General features: G+C 52.1%; 18 protein-coding genes. 6 read left to right on the top strand and 12 right to left on the bottom strand.

Annotated features, from left to right (window positions below; translation table 11 throughout):
• Positions 1 to 10: 10 nt before the first annotated feature.
• Entirely contained in the window at positions 11 to 1,135 is a 1,125-nt protein-coding gene (gene nifV / locus ACH5Y9_RS24730; RefSeq protein WP_445367952.1) for a homocitrate synthase, read from the bottom strand.
• 410 nt (positions 1,136 to 1,545) lie between these two features.
• On the opposite strand from nifV, the gene ACH5Y9_RS24725 reads away from it, so the two are divergent.
• Positions 1,546 to 2,295: a hypothetical protein gene (locus ACH5Y9_RS24725; protein ID WP_445367951.1), complete on the top strand. Its 750-nt coding sequence runs from the start codon at positions 1,546 to 1,548 to the stop codon at positions 2,293 to 2,295.
• A 158-nt stretch (positions 2,296 to 2,453) separates the two neighbouring features.
• The gene (locus ACH5Y9_RS24720; RefSeq protein ID WP_445367950.1) at positions 2,454 to 3,185 is read left to right on the top strand and encodes a hypothetical protein; all 732 of its coding nucleotides are present in this window, start codon (positions 2,454 to 2,456) and stop codon (positions 3,183 to 3,185) included.
• Between the two features lie 183 nt (positions 3,186 to 3,368).
• Here ACH5Y9_RS24720 and ACH5Y9_RS24715 read toward each other — a convergent pair whose 3' ends face one another.
• The 4 genes from ACH5Y9_RS24715 to ACH5Y9_RS24700 form a co-directional block, all read right to left on the bottom strand.
• Entirely contained in the window at positions 3,369 to 3,629 is a 261-nt protein-coding gene (locus tag ACH5Y9_RS24715; protein WP_445367949.1) for a hypothetical protein, read from the bottom strand.
• A gap of 126 nt (positions 3,630 to 3,755) precedes the next feature.
• Positions 3,756 to 4,970 carry a cysteine desulfurase NifS gene (gene nifS, locus ACH5Y9_RS24710; RefSeq protein ID WP_445367948.1) on the bottom strand — a complete coding sequence of 405 codons (1,215 nt, stop codon included), beginning with the start codon at positions 4,968 to 4,970 and terminating at the stop codon, positions 3,756 to 3,758.
• Positions 4,963 to 5,874: a Fe-S cluster assembly protein NifU gene (nifU, locus tag ACH5Y9_RS24705; RefSeq protein WP_020483356.1), complete on the bottom strand. Its 912-nt coding sequence runs from the start codon at positions 5,872 to 5,874 to the stop codon at positions 4,963 to 4,965. Before nifU ends, nifS begins: the two co-directional genes overlap by 8 nt.
• Before the next feature lie 18 nt (positions 5,875 to 5,892).
• Positions 5,893 to 6,249, bottom strand: a complete 357-nt coding sequence (locus ACH5Y9_RS24700) for a HesB/IscA family protein (RefSeq protein WP_033159169.1) — start codon at positions 6,247 to 6,249, stop codon at positions 5,893 to 5,895.
• Positions 6,250 to 6,445: 196 nt separating this feature from the next.
• Between ACH5Y9_RS24700 and ACH5Y9_RS24695 the strand changes: the two genes are divergently transcribed.
• Entirely contained in the window at positions 6,446 to 6,715 is a 270-nt protein-coding gene (locus tag ACH5Y9_RS24695; RefSeq protein ID WP_171697569.1) for a nitrogen fixation protein NifZ, read from the top strand.
• Positions 6,716 to 6,768: 53 nt separating this feature from the next.
• On the opposite strand, the gene ACH5Y9_RS24690 is transcribed toward ACH5Y9_RS24695, so the two are convergent.
• Together ACH5Y9_RS24690 and ACH5Y9_RS24685 are read right to left on the bottom strand one after the other, a co-directional pair.
• Complete coding sequence (locus ACH5Y9_RS24690) at positions 6,769 to 8,850, bottom strand: TonB-dependent receptor (RefSeq protein ID WP_445367947.1); 2,082 nt, start codon at positions 8,848 to 8,850, stop codon at positions 6,769 to 6,771.
• A 115-nt stretch (positions 8,851 to 8,965) separates the two neighbouring features.
• Positions 8,966 to 10,204: a PepSY-associated TM helix domain-containing protein gene (locus tag ACH5Y9_RS24685; RefSeq protein WP_445367946.1), complete on the bottom strand. Its 1,239-nt coding sequence runs from the start codon at positions 10,202 to 10,204 to the stop codon at positions 8,966 to 8,968.
• Positions 10,205 to 10,630: 426 nt separating this feature from the next.
• On the opposite strand from ACH5Y9_RS24685, the gene ACH5Y9_RS24680 reads away from it, so the two are divergent.
• Both ACH5Y9_RS24680 and ACH5Y9_RS24675 read left to right on the top strand, forming a co-directional pair.
• The gene (locus ACH5Y9_RS24680) at positions 10,631 to 12,262 is read left to right on the top strand and encodes a SagB/ThcOx family dehydrogenase (RefSeq protein ID WP_445367945.1); all 1,632 of its coding nucleotides are present in this window, start codon (positions 10,631 to 10,633) and stop codon (positions 12,260 to 12,262) included.
• A 92-nt stretch (positions 12,263 to 12,354) separates the two neighbouring features.
• Complete coding sequence (locus ACH5Y9_RS24675) at positions 12,355 to 12,750, top strand: hypothetical protein (RefSeq protein ID WP_033159164.1); 396 nt, start codon at positions 12,355 to 12,357, stop codon at positions 12,748 to 12,750.
• 18 nt (positions 12,751 to 12,768) lie between these two features.
• Here ACH5Y9_RS24675 and mnmE read toward each other — a convergent pair whose 3' ends face one another.
• From mnmE to rpmH, 5 genes are read right to left on the bottom strand one after another with little or no spacing between them, the layout of a single operon-like run.
• A complete protein-coding gene (mnmE, locus tag ACH5Y9_RS24670; protein WP_445367944.1) occupies positions 12,769 to 14,109 on the bottom strand; it encodes a tRNA uridine-5-carboxymethylaminomethyl(34) synthesis GTPase MnmE in 1,341 nt (446 codons plus the stop codon).
• Positions 14,109 to 15,839, bottom strand: coding sequence for a membrane protein insertase YidC (yidC, locus tag ACH5Y9_RS24665; RefSeq protein ID WP_033159162.1), 1,731 nt, complete (start codon positions 15,837 to 15,839; stop codon positions 14,109 to 14,111). The genes mnmE and yidC overlap by 1 nt, the downstream gene beginning before the upstream one ends.
• Before the next feature lie 2 nt (positions 15,840 to 15,841).
• Positions 15,842 to 16,066 carry a membrane protein insertion efficiency factor YidD gene (gene yidD / locus ACH5Y9_RS24660; RefSeq protein WP_081733834.1) on the bottom strand — a complete coding sequence of 75 codons (225 nt, stop codon included), beginning with the start codon at positions 16,064 to 16,066 and terminating at the stop codon, positions 15,842 to 15,844.
• Complete coding sequence (gene rnpA / locus ACH5Y9_RS24655) at positions 16,048 to 16,416, bottom strand: ribonuclease P protein component (protein ID WP_205451345.1); 369 nt, start codon at positions 16,414 to 16,416, stop codon at positions 16,048 to 16,050. The genes yidD and rnpA overlap by 19 nt, the downstream gene beginning before the upstream one ends.
• Positions 16,417 to 16,551 carry a 50S ribosomal protein L34 gene (gene rpmH / locus ACH5Y9_RS24650; protein ID WP_020483365.1) on the bottom strand — a complete coding sequence of 45 codons (135 nt, stop codon included), beginning with the start codon at positions 16,549 to 16,551 and terminating at the stop codon, positions 16,417 to 16,419.
• Positions 16,552 to 16,712: 161 nt separating this feature from the next.
• Here rpmH and ACH5Y9_RS24645 point away from each other — a divergent pair, with 161 nt between their 5' ends.
• Positions 16,713 to 17,105, top strand: coding sequence for a glycine zipper family protein (locus ACH5Y9_RS24645; protein ID WP_445367943.1), 393 nt, complete (start codon positions 16,713 to 16,715; stop codon positions 17,103 to 17,105).
• The last annotated feature ends 9 nt before the right edge of the window (positions 17,106 to 17,114 follow it).

The following is a 17,114-nucleotide window of genomic DNA, read 5'->3' as shown; positions in this document are numbered from 1 at the left end:
TGACACCTCGCTATAGGCTGTGTAAAAATTGATTCAAATCGGTCGATTGCGGTGCGCGTTTATGCAAACTGACAAACTCGCGAATCAGCGGCAGCAGGCGCCCGGCCTGCCAGCGGTTAATCTGGATGCCCAGTTGTTTGTAGGCGTGCATCACGCCTTGACTGCCGGAATGCTTGCCCAGCACCAGTTGGTGGCTGCGACCGACCAAGGCAGGGTCGACGCCTTGATAATTGTTGGGATCTTTCAGCAAACCGTCGACGTGGATACCGGCTTCGTGACTAAACACGTCGCGGCCAATCAAACTTTTACGGCTGCCTATCGTGTCGCCGGACGCGGTCGCCACTTGACGGGACAAAGCGGGGAAGTTGCGCAAGTCCACTCCGGTTTCGAATCCGTACAACTGCTTCAACCCCACCACCACTTCTTCCAAAGCGGCATTGCCGGCCCGTTCGCCCAAGCCGTTGACTGTGGTATTGACGTGGGTAGCGCCGGCATATGCGGCGGCCAGAGTATTGGCGGTGGCCAAGCCCAGATCGTCGTGGGCGTGCATTTCGATGTCCATGTCGGTGACGACGCGCAGTTTGCGAATCGCTTCAAATACGCCGAACGGTTCCATGATGCCGACCGTATCGGCAAAGCGAATTCTTATCGCGCCGGCGCTTTGCGCAGCCTCGGCCATTTGCGCCAGAAAGTCGCTGTCGGCGCGAGACGCATCCTCGGCTCCGACGCAAACCCGCATACCGGCATCGACCGCGGTTTTCACACAGCGCTCAATGGTAGCCAACACCCAAGCCCGGCTTTGTTTCAGTTTATGTTGAATATGTTGATCGGAGGCGGAAATCGATAAATCCACGGTACCGACGCCCAAGCCCAGGCAGTGTTGCAAATCTTCTTCACGCATCCTGGACCATACCAATAAATTGCTAGGCAATTTCAATTGAGCAATGGCTTTGATTTCGTCGCGTTCCTGTACACCCATGGCCGGGATACCAATCTCCAACTCCGGCACACCCAGCGCGGACAACTGCTTGGCAATCGCCAACTTTTCCTCCAACGAGAACACCACGCCGGCCGACTGCTCGCCATCGCGGAGCGTGGTGTCGTCGATAATGATGGTGCGGGGATCAGAAGTCATCGCCAAGCCTCATACTGCCGGTGTCTAAAACTGAGCAACCAGATTGGCTACTCCTTTGCTAGTGATTAAGCAATTCGCTTGCCAACTGCTAAATCTGCGGAATCCTTGGGCTTTACTGTGTGATTGGCAGACTATCGACAAGACAACCTCGCAACCGCAAAGGCAAATTGTCGCAAACCCGACAATGGTCTGTTCGCAGCCTGCGCCAGTGGTACGCAAATTCCACAATGCCCACCGCACTGGTAGTTAAAGTAAGCCGACACACATTTCTAATACTCAAAAAACTGGCCTCGAAAATATTTTGACTGATTATTTTTACTAGCTTACATTCTTGACTTGGAGGCCCGGCAGGTAGCGCCGGCGCCGCCTATTCAGCATGTTTCCGGATACATCACTTAGGAGGAACACGTATGACTTCACGTAAAAATGGTTGGGCTTGCATGTTTGGCCTGTTGGGTATTGTCACCTTGGCACAACCGGCGGCAACCGGCGCCATCTTGTCACCGGTGGCGGTGATCAACAACACCATAGGCAACTATTCGGGTATTGCGGGATTTCCGGCCAAAACCGACGAAAAGCCTATGTTTAACCAATCCGGTCTATCCGCCGGTTTTAGCAGTGGCGCCACCGCGTTTGCCGATTATATGAACTTAAACCCAACACATATTGGTGCCGGCCCGGAAATCGGTAACGGCTGGATCAGCCCGGCGTATTGCCCGTGCACCGGTATTCTGGATTTCGATTTGGGGGCCATTTACAAGGTACAGAAAATGGCTTTATGGAATATGGCCTCTAACAGCGGCGCCAACGTCGCGTCGATCAGTTTGTTCACATCGTTGGAAGCCGATTTTTCCACGTCCAATAAAGCCGGCGACTTCACCAACCCCGAAATGCCCAGCGATTTGGACCCCACACCACCCTACCCGGCAACGGTGTTCGACTTGATTGACAGCGAAGCGCGCTATGTGCGCTTACAAATCAACTCTTATTACGAAGCCTATCTGGTTTCGGAAATTGGCGAGATCGCCTTTGACGTAGCCGCACCGGCGGCCGTACCGATTCCGGCAGGTATTTGGTTGTTTGTTTCCGGATTTGCCGGCTGGGTTGGCAGCAGTAAAAAGGCTGGCCTGGCTGCTGCGGTTGCGCGAAACATCCTCTAACAGACTAAGGTATATCGAATTTGATGTCTGCGCTTGCGCACTACCGATGTCGGCATTTTTTACATCACTCAACGTTTTAAATGGCATTATCCTAATACCGCTCAATACCTGCTAACTCAACCTATTGAAGTTATTGGCAAAAACAAACAACATACAAAATGGAACGTATTTTGCTTTTAATCTCGGAATCAGGAACAGCGCCTACTGTTCTTGAGTTTCTGTCAATTGATAGGCGTATTTTTACGCCGTTTGAAGGGGTCGCCGATGTTATCCAAAAGCTTTATCCGTTAATACTGATTACCGCCGCATTCAACGCACAAGCCACGACGATTAACTTCGATGCGCTACAGCCGTTTGACAATTACGCCCCGGTTCCAGCAGGTTACGGTTCTACCGCGGACGTGGCGGTATCGTATTCCAGTCTAAACCTCAATGGCACAACGGCTTATAACGATGCTCTATTGTGGAATGCCGGTTATGCCACTTTAAACTCAGCGGCGTTTGCTCATACATCAGGTCTGCTTTTGAGCATTACGCTGACGGCAATCAATCCAAATCAGGGCGTCACCTTGGAAAACTTCGACGTTGCTGCGTATCCAGGGCCGGGAAATTTCACTCGCAATGCGAGCGACTTGAGAGTGGTTGATGGTACCAACCCTACCAACATTTTTGTCGATTATGCACCTTATGCAGTACCCGGCGACGCACCTCATACTTTCACCCCTGGCGTTACTGCTCATTCGATCAGAATTATCCTGGGCACCGATTGGGACAACGGTATTAACAATATCAACTTCAATGTCGCCGCTGTGCCTGTACCCGGTGCGGTATGGCTTTTCGGCAGTGCGTTGGTTGGTTTGGGCCTTAACCGAAAAACCAGAAAGGTTTGAGCGAACTGCTCTGCCAAAATACAGAAAAGGCGGTTGAACAACCGCCTTTTTTGGTTCTGTGATAGAGACTTAAGCCGGCATTGGTGCCCTCCAATGCAATAAACGGCTCAGAACTATCTCAATTTGCTGGAGGTTAAACAGGTCTTCGCTACCGATTTAATCCATGTTGCTGGCTTACAGCGTTCAGCCTTCCGCCTCACAAACTGCTTTAAACTCTGCTATGCTGGCAGTCAAACGCGAGCGCAGAAAATTCAGTTGTCTTTGCAGTTCATCCTCAGCATCGCCAACATTCTTGAAAACCTGGACGACTTTTTGATCGTTCAGCAAACTCGAATAGTGGACATCAACGAACTCTAGCACCTCGGCGTTAAATTCGGTGATGGAACTCAATGCGGCTTCCATCTTGGACAATACCGCGCGTAAATCAGCAAGCGTTTCAGCCATAACAATCCTCAGTGAAAATTTTTGGTGTCAACACCAGTTTATGCAGCGTCGACTCAAAACCAAACTGGTCGGATTGCCCGTGGCCTCAGGGGCACCGTTGCAAACCCGACCAATCAATACACTCAATCAAGCATAAGTGGGTTGGAAAGCCTGTTCCGGATCGGCAACCGGTTCGTTGTTGATGCTGTCCCAATACGGCGATAGTTTCCGCAAAGTAGCGACGATGCTGGGCATCACCTTCAACACTTCGTCCACTTCACTCATAGTGTTGTAGCGCGAGAACGAAAAGCGGATGGTGCCGTGCGCGGCGGTGTACGGAATATCCATGGCCCGCATGACGTGCGAAGGCTCCAAGGAACCCGAGGTACAAGCCGAACCACTAGAAGCAGCGATACCCGCTTTGTTCAACAGCATCAAAATCGCTTCGCCCTCGATATATTCGAAAGCAATGTCCGTGGTATTGGGCAAGCGGTTGTTTAAATCACCGGTGATAAAGCAGTGCGGCACGGCGGCAACGATGCCTTGCTCCAGACGGTCGCGCATCGCTTTGACCTGCACGTTTTCGTATTCCATGTGCTCCATCGCCAATTCGCAGGCTTTACCCAAGCCGACAATCGACGCGGTGTTTTCAGTACCGGTTCGGCGGCCGCGCTCTTGATGTCCACCGCGCAAAAGCGGGCGAAAGCGTGTGCCACGCTTTAAGTACAACACCCCAATACCTTTCGGTGCGTGCAATTTGTGCCCGGAAATCGACAACATATCGATTTTGGTGTCTTGCAGCATCATCGGAATCTTGCCGACCGCCTGCACGGCGTCGGTATGAAACATCACGCCGGCCGCATTGGCCATTTCGGCCATTTCCACCACTGGAAAGATGGTGCCGGTTTCGTTGTTTGCCCACATCACCGAGACAATTGCTACTTCATCGGATAGTAGATTTTTGTAGGCTTCCAGATTCAAACGACCGCATTTATCCACCGGCATGCGGTGTATCGTATAACCCTCTTTCTCCAGGTTTTCGCACAAAGCCAAAATAGCCGGATGCTCCACCGAGGTAGTGATGATTTCCTTACGATTGGGCTGAGCTTTGATCGCCGACAAGATCGCCGTGGAATCGGACTCCGTGCCGCAGGAGGTGAAAATAATCTCGGAATCGTGCTCGGCACCGATCAACTCTTGCACCTGCGAGCGCGCTTTCTTGATGGCCTTGGCCACGCCGTCGGCGAAGCGATGGATAGACGATGGATTACCAAAGTACTCGGTAAAATACGGGATCATCACATCGACCACCGCGCTGTCCACCTTGGTGGTCGCGTTGTTATCCAGATAAATATCAGGCATGACTGGCCTCCTCTATCGTCACCAACTTGGGCATTTGCGAGGCCGGCACGACTTTGATGAACTCGCCCATCACTTCCATCAAGCGTTGCTGAATGCCGGCAATGGTCATGGCGGACATTTGGCAGCCATTGCAAGCGCCGGTCATGTTGACGTAAGCGGTTTTATCCACCACTTCCACCAACTCGACGTCACCGCCGTCGGCCATCAATTGCGGCCGGAAGGACATGATCACTTCTTCGATTTTCTTGATGCGTTGCAGATTGGTCAGCGGGCCTTTGGCAACCACAGGCTCGGGTTTGGCGACCGGCGCCGCATTCGGATCGAAAGTCTCGCCGCGCTCTTTCAGGACTTTTTCCAGGATCGCTTCGATGTCTTCGTGGCAGGCCGCGCAACCGCCGCCGGCTTTAGTGTAGTTGGTCACGTCTTCAACGGTGCGTAGTTTGTTTGCCCAGACCATTTCTTCGATCATCACCGCATCAATAGCAAAGCATTTGCAGACCAACGCGCCTTCTTCGTGATCGTCTTTCCATTCTTCGCCACGATAATTAGCCACCGCCGCTTGCAAGGCTTCCCTGCCCATCACAGAGCAGTGCATTTTTTCAGGTGGCAGGCCGTCCAACTCAGCAGCAATGTCTTGGTTAGTCACTTTCAAAGCTTCGTCCAAAGTCAGGCCTTTGATGATTTCGGTCAGCACTGAAGAAGATGCAATCGCCGAGCCGCAACCAAAGGTTTGAAAGCCTGCATCTTCGATCACTTCGGTGTCGTCGTTGACCTTCAAGGTCAAACGCAAAGCATCGCCGCAGCTGATGGAACCCACTTCGCCAATCGCGTTGGCACCGGCTACTGCACCGGCATTTTTGGGGTTGAAGAAATGATCTTTTACTTTATCTGAATAATCCCACATAGCTATTTCCTCGAATACTTAAGAACAGGTTTTTGGTGTACCGCCGCTCTCGCCGGTGGTAAACGATGATCCGCAGGCACAGCTTTTAACCGCGTTGGGATTGGTAAATTTGAAGCCTGAGCCCTCCAGGCTGTCGACGAAATCAATAGACATACCATTCAGACTGGGCAAACTCAGCGGGTCCACAAATACTTTGACCGCACCGCAGTCGATGACGGTATCGTCCGCATTTTCTTTTGCTTCCAACTTCATCCCATAAGACAGACCAGAGCAACCGCCATCGGTCACTTCGATGCGCAGCCCACCGGTCGGTTTGTCGGAACTGCTGATAAAACGACCCACGGCTTGGATGGCGCTTTCGGTTAATGTAATCATCTTTAAGTCTCCTGAACGGGTTTGGCATTGATTTTGTAAACAGATAAAGCAACCAGCATGCCATACGCGAAAATTTCAGCTAAGACGCTGAAATTCCTAACCGAAAGGCAGAAGGCCAACCTTAATCGGCACGCCGTTTCACAACAAACCGAGAGCTTTTGTCGGCTTTACTACAAAACTCTCACAGGAGCACAGCATGAACGTAGAAGATTTGGATTTGGGCGACGTGGTATATGCCGCGCATACGATTATTGACGATGGCAGTATGCCGGACAGCGAGGAAGGCGAAGTGCTGGCGCAAGCAGGCGCCCGCGGCGTGATCGTGATGAAAGGCCATGTTGAAGAAGATCCTGGGCTTACGGTCTTTTTAGTCCGCTTCGAAGACCAGGATCTAAATTTGGGCCGGCCAATTGGGTGCTGGACCGAGGACTTGGTCGTTCCGGAAAAAGAGTTGCTTACCCATTAACCGCATTTCGCCCTTATAAAATCGCCCGACAACCTATTCGCGCCGGTTCAATTTTAAAACTTGGCGCTGATACCGCCGGCAATGGTGGCGCCCGGCGCGATATACCCGATACCTTCATACTTATCATTACCGATATTCATGAAGGTCATCCGGGCGGTAACATCCTTGACTAAGGTCTTGGCCACCCCTAAATCGTAGGTTGCGTAGCTTTTATACACGGCAGAGCCGCCCGGTGCGGTAGGTAAATTGGTCTCGGTAAAGTATCGGTCGCCAACGTAATTAAAAGCACCGAAAACCGAAAAGCCGTAAGGCAGGCTAACATCAGCCCGCAAACTACCTTGATCTTGCGGCACATTGGTAAGTTGCTTGCCGATCAAATTAGGATTCCTATCGTGCTTGGTGACAATCGAATCGTTCTTGGTATAACTCGCGTACAAAGTCAGGAAATCGCCTAGCTTCCACATCCCTTCGACCTCAACACCCTCGGCCCGAATGGTGCCGATATTAATTTTGTCGGTGGTGCCGACCGTCGCGCCGCTTCGTTGCACTGTGGCGATAAAATCCTCCGCAGTCGTGTTATAGATCGTGGTTTTGATATACCCCTGCCGGCCAAAGTAGTAATCCAAGCCAATATCGCCGGAAACGGCTTTTTCGGGAGTCAAATACGGGTTACCGTAAGCCACGGTCGTCCCACCCCGCCTGCTATTGCCGTAGAGCTGAGAGACATCCGGGGTGTTAAACGACTGACCTATCGAGCCGCGCAGCACTAAATCATCGGTGAGCTTGTACGAAAACCCACCCTTAGGCGAGAACGAGTCCTCCGCATGATTACCCCATTGGCCTTGCCCAGGGAAACTGGTTTTGGTATCTCTGAATTGGCCGTCTGTCTGCCACAAATCCCAACGCCCGGCCAAGCTTACGTTCAACGGTCCATAATTGATTTCGTCTTGCAAAAATATGCCGCTCAATTGAATGCCGCCCTCGACAAGCTGCTCTCTGCCGCGTTCCGCGGGAAACTGGTTAATCATGGTCATTTGACTGTCTGCATGTTGTCCGCCCACCGTCAATTTGTGATGGCTGCCTATGTAATGGCTATATTGCGCGCGAATACCGGCTTCCATATCGTCAAAATCGCCGCGATAGGAAATCAGACTGGCGGCCATCGTGCCGGGGCGGGCCAAATCCGGACTGGTTGCATTGGCAGCGTTTGCACTATCGGCATCCATTCGGCCAATACGGCTGTACAAGACTACCGTGGCTTCAGAACGCTCCCCTAAATAGCGATAACGTGCCGAACCCAGATATTGCTCTCTATCTTGGGCTATATAATCAGGAATTCGATATAAGCCTGTTGCAACGTCACTCAAATAGGAAAAACTCAGATCCAGCAGATTAGAGGCATCAAATTCGTGCGTAAATTTGGCGCCTACATTGGTTTTACGTGTGCCGGTTTTATCGCGTTGCGATAAGGGAATGGCAGCCACACTCGTATCCGGACGCCACATGTTATAGCCGTCGCTTTCCAAATAACTGGTTGATACCGAACCGCCGCTGTGCTCGCCGCCGTAAGAGACGATACCTGCTTCACGGATCGTTTCCATGCTGCCGTATTCACTATCCACTTTGCCTTTCACGCCGGGCGTAATCGCTTTAGAAATAACGTTTATTACACCGCCCATCGCATGGTTGCCGTAAAGGGCCGAACCGGCACCTCTGACAACTTCCACTCGATCCACGTCAATAGTGCCCAGTTGCGACCAATCCACCTGACTGTCGTAGGACACATTCATAGGCACATCGTCGATCAGTACCAAGGTGCGGCCATTGCCCGGCAGGCCTCGGGTATAGGTCTGGGCAATCCGATTGGGAGACGAGGCATCCATGCGGCTGGCATACACACCCGGCACGCCCTTGAGTAGTTGATCGACGGTTGTCGCGTTGGATTTTTCGATACGCTCCCTATCGATCACTGTCACCGTAGCCGATACATCGCGAATACTGCGTTCGGTTTTGGTTGCGGTAATCACCATTTCATCCAGCTCATCAGGCGCTTTTTCCACAGCGGCCAAATTCAACGGCATGATCAAAGGTAATACCACAGCAATGTTTTTGGTGGTGGCACGAGTAGGTAACATCGATAACCTCAAAGTCCTTTAAAGTTTACGGAAGGGTCGGGATTGAGCACAAAAGCTCCTGAACGGCGCGCAGGCACGCGCCGGAGTTTGTTAGTTCGTCATCGTGGGAAAAACGTTAGCTAGCGGCGGCTTTCAAACCGGTTCGACGGGCACGATTAGCTTTACGCTTTTTCAACCAATGGATCAGGCCGGTGACCATCATCACTAACGGCGCAAACCCCGCCACTAGTACCGCGATGCGCCCTGGAGTACCGAGAATCTCGCCGTTATGCAAAGGCAGTTGCAAATTGATAAAAGCGTTACCGGCGTTGAATTTTTTCGGGTCGCGCACCGCCAAAATCGCGCCGTCGTATTGATCGACCCAAAAGCTGGTAGAGCCTTTGCTGCGCAGTTCGTCGGACTGGCGAGCAGAGATCATGTAACTGCCGTTCTCACCGACCGGCAGGAAAATCCGTTGAATCTGAATCCCTGGATACGCGGCTTGAATATTGGCCTTAACTATCTCCGGTTGAATTACCGTGCCGCCATTTGCTGTTGATTTGATGCCGCGCGGCATGTCTTCGAGAGGTGAGAAAAAATTAACCGCCGGTTTAAACAACTGCGGCAGATTGAAATACACCCCGGAGAAGGCCACTGCCAACATGACTATAGCGGTATAGATACCGGTGGTTTTATGCAGATCGAAATTAAAGCGCGTGGAGCTGGCGTTACGTTTAATCAGAAAAGCCTGCTTGATTTTGCCGAGTTTCGGCCACCACAAATAAATGCCGGTAACCGTCAATACCAAGGTCAGCAAGGAGGTAATCCCCATGACCAGCTTACCGAAATCACCCGCCAAAAGGCTGAAATGCAGGCGCAAAATAAATGTCATCAAGGCATCGTTTCTATCCCGGTCGCCAAGCACCTGACCGGTGTACGGATTCACCATAACTTCGTGAAAGTGATGATTGTGGCCTTTGTGGCCCGGCATCGCCGCCGCTTGATAACGCACGATGAGCGCTTCGCTTGGGTCCTCCGGCATCTGTAGATGGGATGGTGGCTCTGGAATGGGCGAGACGCGGTTCGCGATTGCCACTAATTCCGCAATGGGTAACCAGCGTTCGCCAACGGCCACGCTCATCATGTCGGGATTGAGCCACTTATCCAAAGTATGCTCGTAAACCAGAAGGCTGCCGGTAACCCCGGCAATCACCAGTAGCGTACCCAACCACAAGGAAATATACAGATGCAATTTCAACAGACACTTGCGCAGAGTGATTTTCTTGAATGCGGTTTTGAAATTGCCTAGAAAGGACCCCGAAACTAATTTGTCGGACAATTTTTGTTCCGACACAAAAGGATAACTTGTGGACATTGCGACGCTCCCGAACCTTTTAACTGCGCTGAATAAATTAGTGCTGTCTACCCAGCACCCCATTCGGACCAAAGCGCAAGCTGGATGCTTGCTAAACTATCGAACCCAACGAGAGCAAAAACAAGACCATCAAAAAAATACATATAAAAAATAGGTCTTTATAAAATTTTTCAGCGCCAACAGCCATCCCTTACTATCGAAACTATGTTAATTAGCCGAGCGTCAGACGGGTATATAGTGGAAATCCACCAACACTTGCTTACCTTGAAGAACGCGAATATTTCTGTTGCGAGCCTGGGACTTTAAACCACCGGAAGGCAGCCCATTTAATCGCGGGAGATCAGGCACGAAACATGCTGAACATTGCTAATTTTCAGAAAATACTCCGCTCCATCCACACAGCATTGAATGTATAGAGAGAACCCAATGAACAACCTTGCAGACGCTGTCATTAGCTACCACAACCGCACCAAACACCAATTAAACGCCTACGCCAAAGGCCCGGAGTCTTTGGATTGGGACGACCAGCCCAATCCGTTTCGGCGTTTTAGCGGCTGTGAAGCGGTAAAACTGCCGCCACCAGGCACCGAACTAAGTTGTTTGTTCGCGGACTTGGATAAACCGGACCGGATAGCGCCGCAGCCGTTAAACCGGACCAATCTGGGCCTGTTATTGGAATTATCGTTCGGCTTGTCGGCCTGGAAGCAGTTTGGTCCGGACCGCTGGGCTTTGCGCTGCAATCCGTCCAGCGGCAATTTGCATCCCACCGAAGCTTATGTGCTTTGCACCGATCAGGAGTTGTTGCCACCTGGCGTCTATCACTACGTCAGTCACGATCATCATCTGGAGCGTCGCAGCCGGTTTACTGCGGAAACGGCGGGTAAAGAAGTCTATATTGGCCTTTCCTCAATTCATTGGCGGGAAGCCTGGAAATACGGGGAACGGGCCTTTCGCTACTGCCAACACGACATCGGTCATGCACTGGCCGCGCTGAGTTATGCCGCTGCCTGCCTGGGTTGGTCGATAGAATTGCTGAGCGAGACTGCCGATGCCGACATCGCCGCTTGGCTGGGATTGGACCGCAGCGACGATTTTGTCGCCACCGAGCACGAAACGCCGGATTTATTCTGCCGGCTGCATGCCAGCCAAACGGCGGGCGGCGAATTTTCCACCGTACATTTAGCAGCGCTTAGCCAAAGCGCCGAATGGTTCGGGAATGCCGAGCGCTTGAGCGGCAGGCATTTTTACCGTTGGCCAATCATAGATGAAGTCTCCGCCCAAGCCGTCAAACCGACGACAGTTGCCGAACGCTTAACCCTGCCGAACCTGGATTTACCGGCACCCAGCCACAATCTAACTGCCAGCGCGTTGATTCGCCAACGCCGTAGCGCGCAGCACTTTAACGGCAAATCACCGGAGCTACCCTTGGCCGATTTTCATAGAATGCTGGCCGCGTTGCAGCCCAATGCCAAACCGCCGTTTACTGCCTGGAATTGGCCGGCGCAAGTCAATATCGTCCTATTCGTGCATCGGGTAGCCGGCCTGGAACCGGGCTTATACGTGCTGCCGCGCACGGCGGATGCGGCGGCGGAATTAAAACCGCTTTGTTCCGCCGATTACGAATGGCAGGCCGTCGAGGCACCGTTCGAATTTTATCGGCTGACGGCTGGCAGCGTCAGGCAAGCCGCAAAAACCCTGTCCTGCCACCAACCCATCGCCAGCGACAGTGCGTTCAGTTTGGGGATGTTGGCGCGTTTTGCCGACAATGTGGACGCCGAAGCCTGGCGCTATCGGCGGCTGTTCTGGGAAAGCGGCCTACTGGGGCAGATTTTATACCTGGAAGCGGAAGCCGCCGGCGTGCGCGGTACCGGTATCGGCTGCTTCTTTGACGATGCCGTGCACGGTGTGTTGGGTTTAAAAGATAACGACTGGCAAAGCCTGTATCACTTTACCATCGGCGAACCGCTGGACGACAGCCGGCTGCAAACCTTTCCGGCGTATGCGCATTTGAGCGAGTCGGGTCGGTCGCCAGCGCCTGATTCACTTGAGGTTTGGTAGCCGTGTGGCAATCGTTGAAATATTTACGAAACAATCCCGCCAACAATGTTTAAAATCATGACTTTATCCCTGCACATATCTAAAGGCCAGCCATGAGTTTTAAATCCAGCTTGATCCGTTTTGTTATCAAATTAACACCCAACGCGCTGATCATTTGGGGCGCGAACATCATCATGAAAGGCATCGCGGAGTTGACCCAGTTCAACTTCGATCTCGATGCCCGCAAAGTGTATGTGCAGACCCGGCTTTACGGCGAGGAACATACCATAGAAGTGACTTTGGAGGATTTTGCGGTGTTCAACGACGGCGAGTCCTACCGTTTCATCATTCACCACGCCAGCTCCGACCGGCCTTGGCTGAACAACATCCTGGCCAAATTCACCGGCAAAGCCTGGAAAATTCCGACCCTGCCGCTATTTGCCGCGCAATTGGAACTGGTTGCCGAAGTCTTTAGCGCCAAGCCGGTGGTATTGGAGCAAATCGATTGATAAGTCCGCGTTAGTCGCTTACTTACCAATGCAAAAACTGGAGAAAATCTCGCCTAGTAGATCGTCGGAGGTAAATTCGCCGGTGATGGCAGACAAGCTGGTTTGCGCCTGACGCAATTCTTCCGCGACCAGTTCGTGCGCTTGATGCAGCAATTGCTCGGCGGCGCGGTCCACGGCTTGCGCGGCAAGTTGCAAGGCCTGGATGTGGCGGGTTCTGGCGACAAATACGTTATCCGCACTTTCCGTAAAACCCATGCTTTGTTTCAGGTGTTGGCGCAGCAAATCCAGACCAAGTTTATGTTTGATGGACAAATGGATTTCGGTGCTTTGCTGAGTTTCCATGACCCTGGGTTGACCGCCGATCAGATCGATTTTATTGAAAACTTTGGTGACCGCAATGTTGGCCGGCAGGCTGGCATCCAAGCTGGCGCTGTCCGGGTCGGTGCTGTCTATCAACAATAAAATCCGGTCGGCCTTGGCGATTTCCTGGCGAGCCCGGCGAATGCCTTCCTGTTCCACCGGATTGTCGCTATCGTGCAAGCCGGCGGTATCGATCACATGCAAGGGCATGCCGTCCAGCTGAATGCGTTCGCGCAGCACATCGCGGGTAGTGCCGGCAATGTCGGTGACAATCGCCGCGTCGTGACCGGCCAAGGCATTCAACAAGCTGGATTTGCCGGCGTTAGGTTTGCCGGCCAATACCACGGTCATGCCGTCGTGTAACAGCCGGCCTTGCTGGGCGGTTTTGCCAATGTCGGTAAGCTTGCCTTGCAAGCGTGCTATGCGCCCCGCCACCACACCGTCGCCCAGGAAGTCGATTTCTTCATCGACAAAATCGATGGCCGCTTCGATAAACACCCGCAGCTCGATCAGTTCGTCTATCAGTTCGTTGATTTGTTCGGAAAACACGCCCTGCATGGATTGCTGCGCAGAACGGACGGCTTGTTCGGTGCCGCTGCTGATCAGGTCGGCTATCGCTTCGGCTTGCGCCAGATCGATTTTGTTGTTTAGAAAAGCTCTTTGACTAAATTCGCCGGGGTTAGCCAAACGCGCGCCCAGTTCCAGCACCCGCCGCAACAGCATATCCAGCACCACACTGCCGCCATGGCCTTGCAGTTCGATAACCTGTTCACCGGTAAACGAAGCCGGCGCGGCAAAATACAGCAGCAAGCCGCTGTCGATTACTCGGCCATCGGCATCAAGGAAGTGAACAAATTGGGCGTAGCGGGGTTTGGGAAGAGTTTTGCCGGTGAGGCTTTGGGCGATGCCGGACGCGGATGGCCCGGAGATGCGAATGACGCCGACGCCGCCGTTACCGGGCGGCGTGGCAATGGCGGCTATGGTGTCGCCGCCCAGCATTAAGGTACTACGCTATGCTTGTGCGCATCCTCTTCAAGCACGTGTTTAGTGATATACCACTGCTGGATGATCGACAAGCTGTTGTTGCAGATCCAGTACAGTACCAAACCGGACGGGAAGAACAGGAAGAACACGGTGAACACGATAGGGAACATTTTCATCACCTGGGCTTGCAGCGGATCGATAGGCGCCGGATTCAAGCTTTGCTGAATTTTCATGGTGATACCGTACAAAATCGGCAGCAGATAGAACGGGTCTTGCGCCGACAAGTCCTGAATCCACAAGGCGAAATCGGCCTGACGCACTTCGACGGTCTCAATCAATACCCAGTACAAGGAGATGAATACCGGAATCTGCACCATAATCGGCAAGCAACCGCCCAAGGGATTGACCTTTTCTTTTTTGTACATCGCCATCATTTCGGTGTTGAATTTCTGGCGGTCCTCACCATAACGCTCTTGGAGTTCTTTCAGGCGCGGCTGAATCTTGCGCATTTTGGCCATCGACTGAAAGCTGGCTTTCGACAGTTTAAAGAACAAGGCCTTGATGACAAAGGTGACGCCCAGAATCGCCACGCCCCAATTTTCGACATAACCGTAGATTTGGTTAAGTAGCCAATAAATGCCTTTGGCAATCGGCGTCAACCAGCTGTAATCGACGGTGAGTTCCAGACCTGGCGCCAAAGCTTCCATGATTGGCTGAATTTTCGGACCTGCAAACAACTGACTGCTAAACACGGCTTCGCCATTGGCTGGAACCGTCAAATCGGGGGATAAGGAACCGACCTGGAAACGGGCATCCTTCAGATCGTTGGTGTAAAACTGGGCGTCCTGATCGGCTGGTGGAATCCAGGCCGCGGCAAAATAATGTTGGATCATGCCACTCCAACCGCCTTTGCTGTGCACATTTTCCTTGGCTTTGACGTCGTACTTGTCATCCGCCATATCTTCAAATTTGATTTTTTGGAATTTGTCTTTTTCAGTGTAAACCACGCCGCCGGAGAATGTCCGAATAAAGCTGTTGTTGCTTTTGTCGCTGTACTGGGTTCTCACCAGTTGGTTGTACTGCTTGCCGGACCAGTCCTGAGCGGAATGGTTGCTGACCTTTTGCTCCAGACCAACGGCATAATTGCCGCGTTTGAAGGTGTATGTTTTGGTGACAGTCAATCCCTGTGGATTAGTCCAGGTCAGGGGGATTCTCAGCTCGTCCTGACCGTCAAGCAACTGATATTCGGTTTTTTCGGCGGTGAACAGGCTTTTATGATCGGGAGCAGCCAAGGAATTGGCATTGGCAATCAGGCCGCTTTGGGCAAGGTACAGGCTATCGGGATTGCTGTCGAACAACCGAATCGGATTTAGGTTTTTCTCCGGAGGCGTCATGCCGATCAGGGCATAAGCTTTGTCGACTACGGTGTTGATTTTCTCGTGCGGATATTTCAACAAATCCAGATTGCGTAATGTGCCGCCCTGAGGATCAATTTCCAGCTCGAAAACATCGGTTTTGACTTTGATAACATTTTCAGCAGCTACTTGGGCGACAGTCGGCACCGCAGCAGCCCGGGCATCTCCCGCCGTTTGTCCGGGGGACACTGTTGCTGCATCACCAGCCAATACGGGTTTATCAGAAACCAGGGCCTGCGGCTTGGGGCCGTAATCGATCTGCCACGATTCCCACAGCATGTAGGAGATCATCAACATCGCCATGACCAGTACAAATCTTATGTTATCCATTGTTATTTACTCAATTTTTCCGGAACAGGATCAATGCCACCCTCATGAAACGGGTGGCATTTTAATAAGCGTCGAAGCGTGAGGTAAGAGCCTTTGAAAGCACCATGAATCTGGATTGCCTCTAAGCCATAACTTGAACAGCTGGGATAAAAACGACATCTGGGTCCCAGCAAAGGACTTATGAAGTATTTGTAAACCTTGATCAGGGTTATGAGCAGGAATCGCATCGATCTACCAGTTTATGCCAATGCCTTTCCAATGACTTCCTCAATATCGGCGAGGCTGCATTTGCTGCATCACCTCTTGCCAAAACAACAATATCAATGCCGACGATATGTTGACGCTGTAATCTAAAACTTTCCCTGACAGCCCTTTTTATGCGGTTCCTTGCGACTGCTTTTTTTATAGTTTTTTTTGCGATCGCCAAACCCAGCCGCGGATGCGGCAGGATATTGTTCGTCGCCAACACCGTAAAATATTTATCTGTGGACTTTACGGGATTGGTAAATACTTTTTTATACTCAGCGGGCGTCCCTAGCCGATACTGATCGGGAAAGCCGAAATCTTCCGCCGACAATTAAACCGTCAGCGATGCGCGGCCTTTAGCTCTGCGCGCATTGATCACTTTGCGACCGCCCACAGTAGCCATTCTGGCACGAAAGCCGTGAGTTCTAGCGCGTTTGATTTTGCTGGGTTGATAAGTTCTTTTCATGTGCTACTGCCTTTGGTGATAAAAACGGATAAAAAAGGCTGCGAATCATACGTGACAGGCTTGCCAGTGTCAATTTGACTTGTAAATTTCCAAAACAGTGCAAAATGGACTACTCTCTGGAACACTAACAATGCATTCAGCATTAATGAAGGAGACTTGTCATGCATAAATTACCGCTTAAATCGATTTTAGCAACCAGCCTGTTAGTCGCAGGTTGCGCCACCACCACCGGCTGGACTCCCACGGTGGACACCTATAACGATCCCAATGCGTTCCGCTTGAATCAGGATATGCAGGAATGCGAGCAACTGGCTTCGCAGTCGTCCAGCACCGTTAAAGACACTGCCACCGGCGCAGCAGTTGGCGGCTTGATAGGCGCTGCGGGCGGCGCGGCAATTGGCGCGGTAGTCGGCAACCCCGGCACCGGAGCAGCCATTGGCGCCGCGGCCGGCGGCATTGGCGGCGGTGCTCAACAAGGCATTCATTCCAACGACAGCTATAAAAACGCCTACCGCAACTGCCTCAGACAACGCGGCCACAACGTCGTCAATTAATCCGCATTA

It is taken from the genome of Methylomonas sp. BW4-1, assembly GCF_052474385.1.
This window is presented reverse-complemented; position numbering and strand designations above follow the sequence as displayed.

What these genes read in the sequence shown, in the direction of transcription:
- nifV (WP_445367952.1), bottom strand. Translation starts at nt 1,135, where the DNA reads ATGACTTCTGATCCCCGCACCATCATTATCGACGACACCACGCTCCGC.
- ACH5Y9_RS24725 (WP_445367951.1), top strand. Translation starts at nt 1,546, where the DNA reads ATGACTTCACGTAAAAATGGTTGGGCTTGCATGTTTGGCCTGTTGGGT.
- ACH5Y9_RS24720 (WP_445367950.1), top strand. Translation starts at nt 2,454, where the DNA reads ATGGAACGTATTTTGCTTTTAATCTCGGAATCAGGAACAGCGCCTACT.
- ACH5Y9_RS24715 (WP_445367949.1), bottom strand. Translation starts at nt 3,629, where the DNA reads ATGGCTGAAACGCTTGCTGATTTACGCGCGGTATTGTCCAAGATGGAA.
- nifS (WP_445367948.1), bottom strand. Translation starts at nt 4,970, where the DNA reads ATGCCTGATATTTATCTGGATAACAACGCGACCACCAAGGTGGACAGC.
- nifU (WP_020483356.1), bottom strand. Translation starts at nt 5,874, where the DNA reads ATGTGGGATTATTCAGATAAAGTAAAAGATCATTTCTTCAACCCCAAA.
- ACH5Y9_RS24700 (WP_033159169.1), bottom strand. Translation starts at nt 6,249, where the DNA reads ATGATTACATTAACCGAAAGCGCCATCCAAGCCGTGGGTCGTTTTATC.
- ACH5Y9_RS24695 (WP_171697569.1), top strand. Translation starts at nt 6,446, where the DNA reads ATGAACGTAGAAGATTTGGATTTGGGCGACGTGGTATATGCCGCGCAT.
- ACH5Y9_RS24690 (WP_445367947.1), bottom strand. Translation starts at nt 8,850, where the DNA reads ATGTTACCTACTCGTGCCACCACCAAAAACATTGCTGTGGTATTACCT.
- ACH5Y9_RS24685 (WP_445367946.1), bottom strand. Translation starts at nt 10,204, where the DNA reads ATGTCCACAAGTTATCCTTTTGTGTCGGAACAAAAATTGTCCGACAAA.
- ACH5Y9_RS24680 (WP_445367945.1), top strand. Translation starts at nt 10,631, where the DNA reads ATGAACAACCTTGCAGACGCTGTCATTAGCTACCACAACCGCACCAAA.
- ACH5Y9_RS24675 (WP_033159164.1), top strand. Translation starts at nt 12,355, where the DNA reads ATGAGTTTTAAATCCAGCTTGATCCGTTTTGTTATCAAATTAACACCC.
- mnmE (WP_445367944.1), bottom strand. Translation starts at nt 14,109, where the DNA reads ATGCTGGGCGGCGACACCATAGCCGCCATTGCCACGCCGCCCGGTAAC.
- yidC (WP_033159162.1), bottom strand. Translation starts at nt 15,839, where the DNA reads ATGGATAACATAAGATTTGTACTGGTCATGGCGATGTTGATGATCTCC.
- yidD (WP_081733834.1), bottom strand. Translation starts at nt 16,066, where the DNA reads ATGCGATTCCTGCTCATAACCCTGATCAAGGTTTACAAATACTTCATA.
- rpmH (WP_020483365.1), bottom strand. Translation starts at nt 16,551, where the DNA reads ATGAAAAGAACTTATCAACCCAGCAAAATCAAACGCGCTAGAACTCAC.
- ACH5Y9_RS24645 (WP_445367943.1), top strand. Translation starts at nt 16,713, where the DNA reads ATGCATAAATTACCGCTTAAATCGATTTTAGCAACCAGCCTGTTAGTC.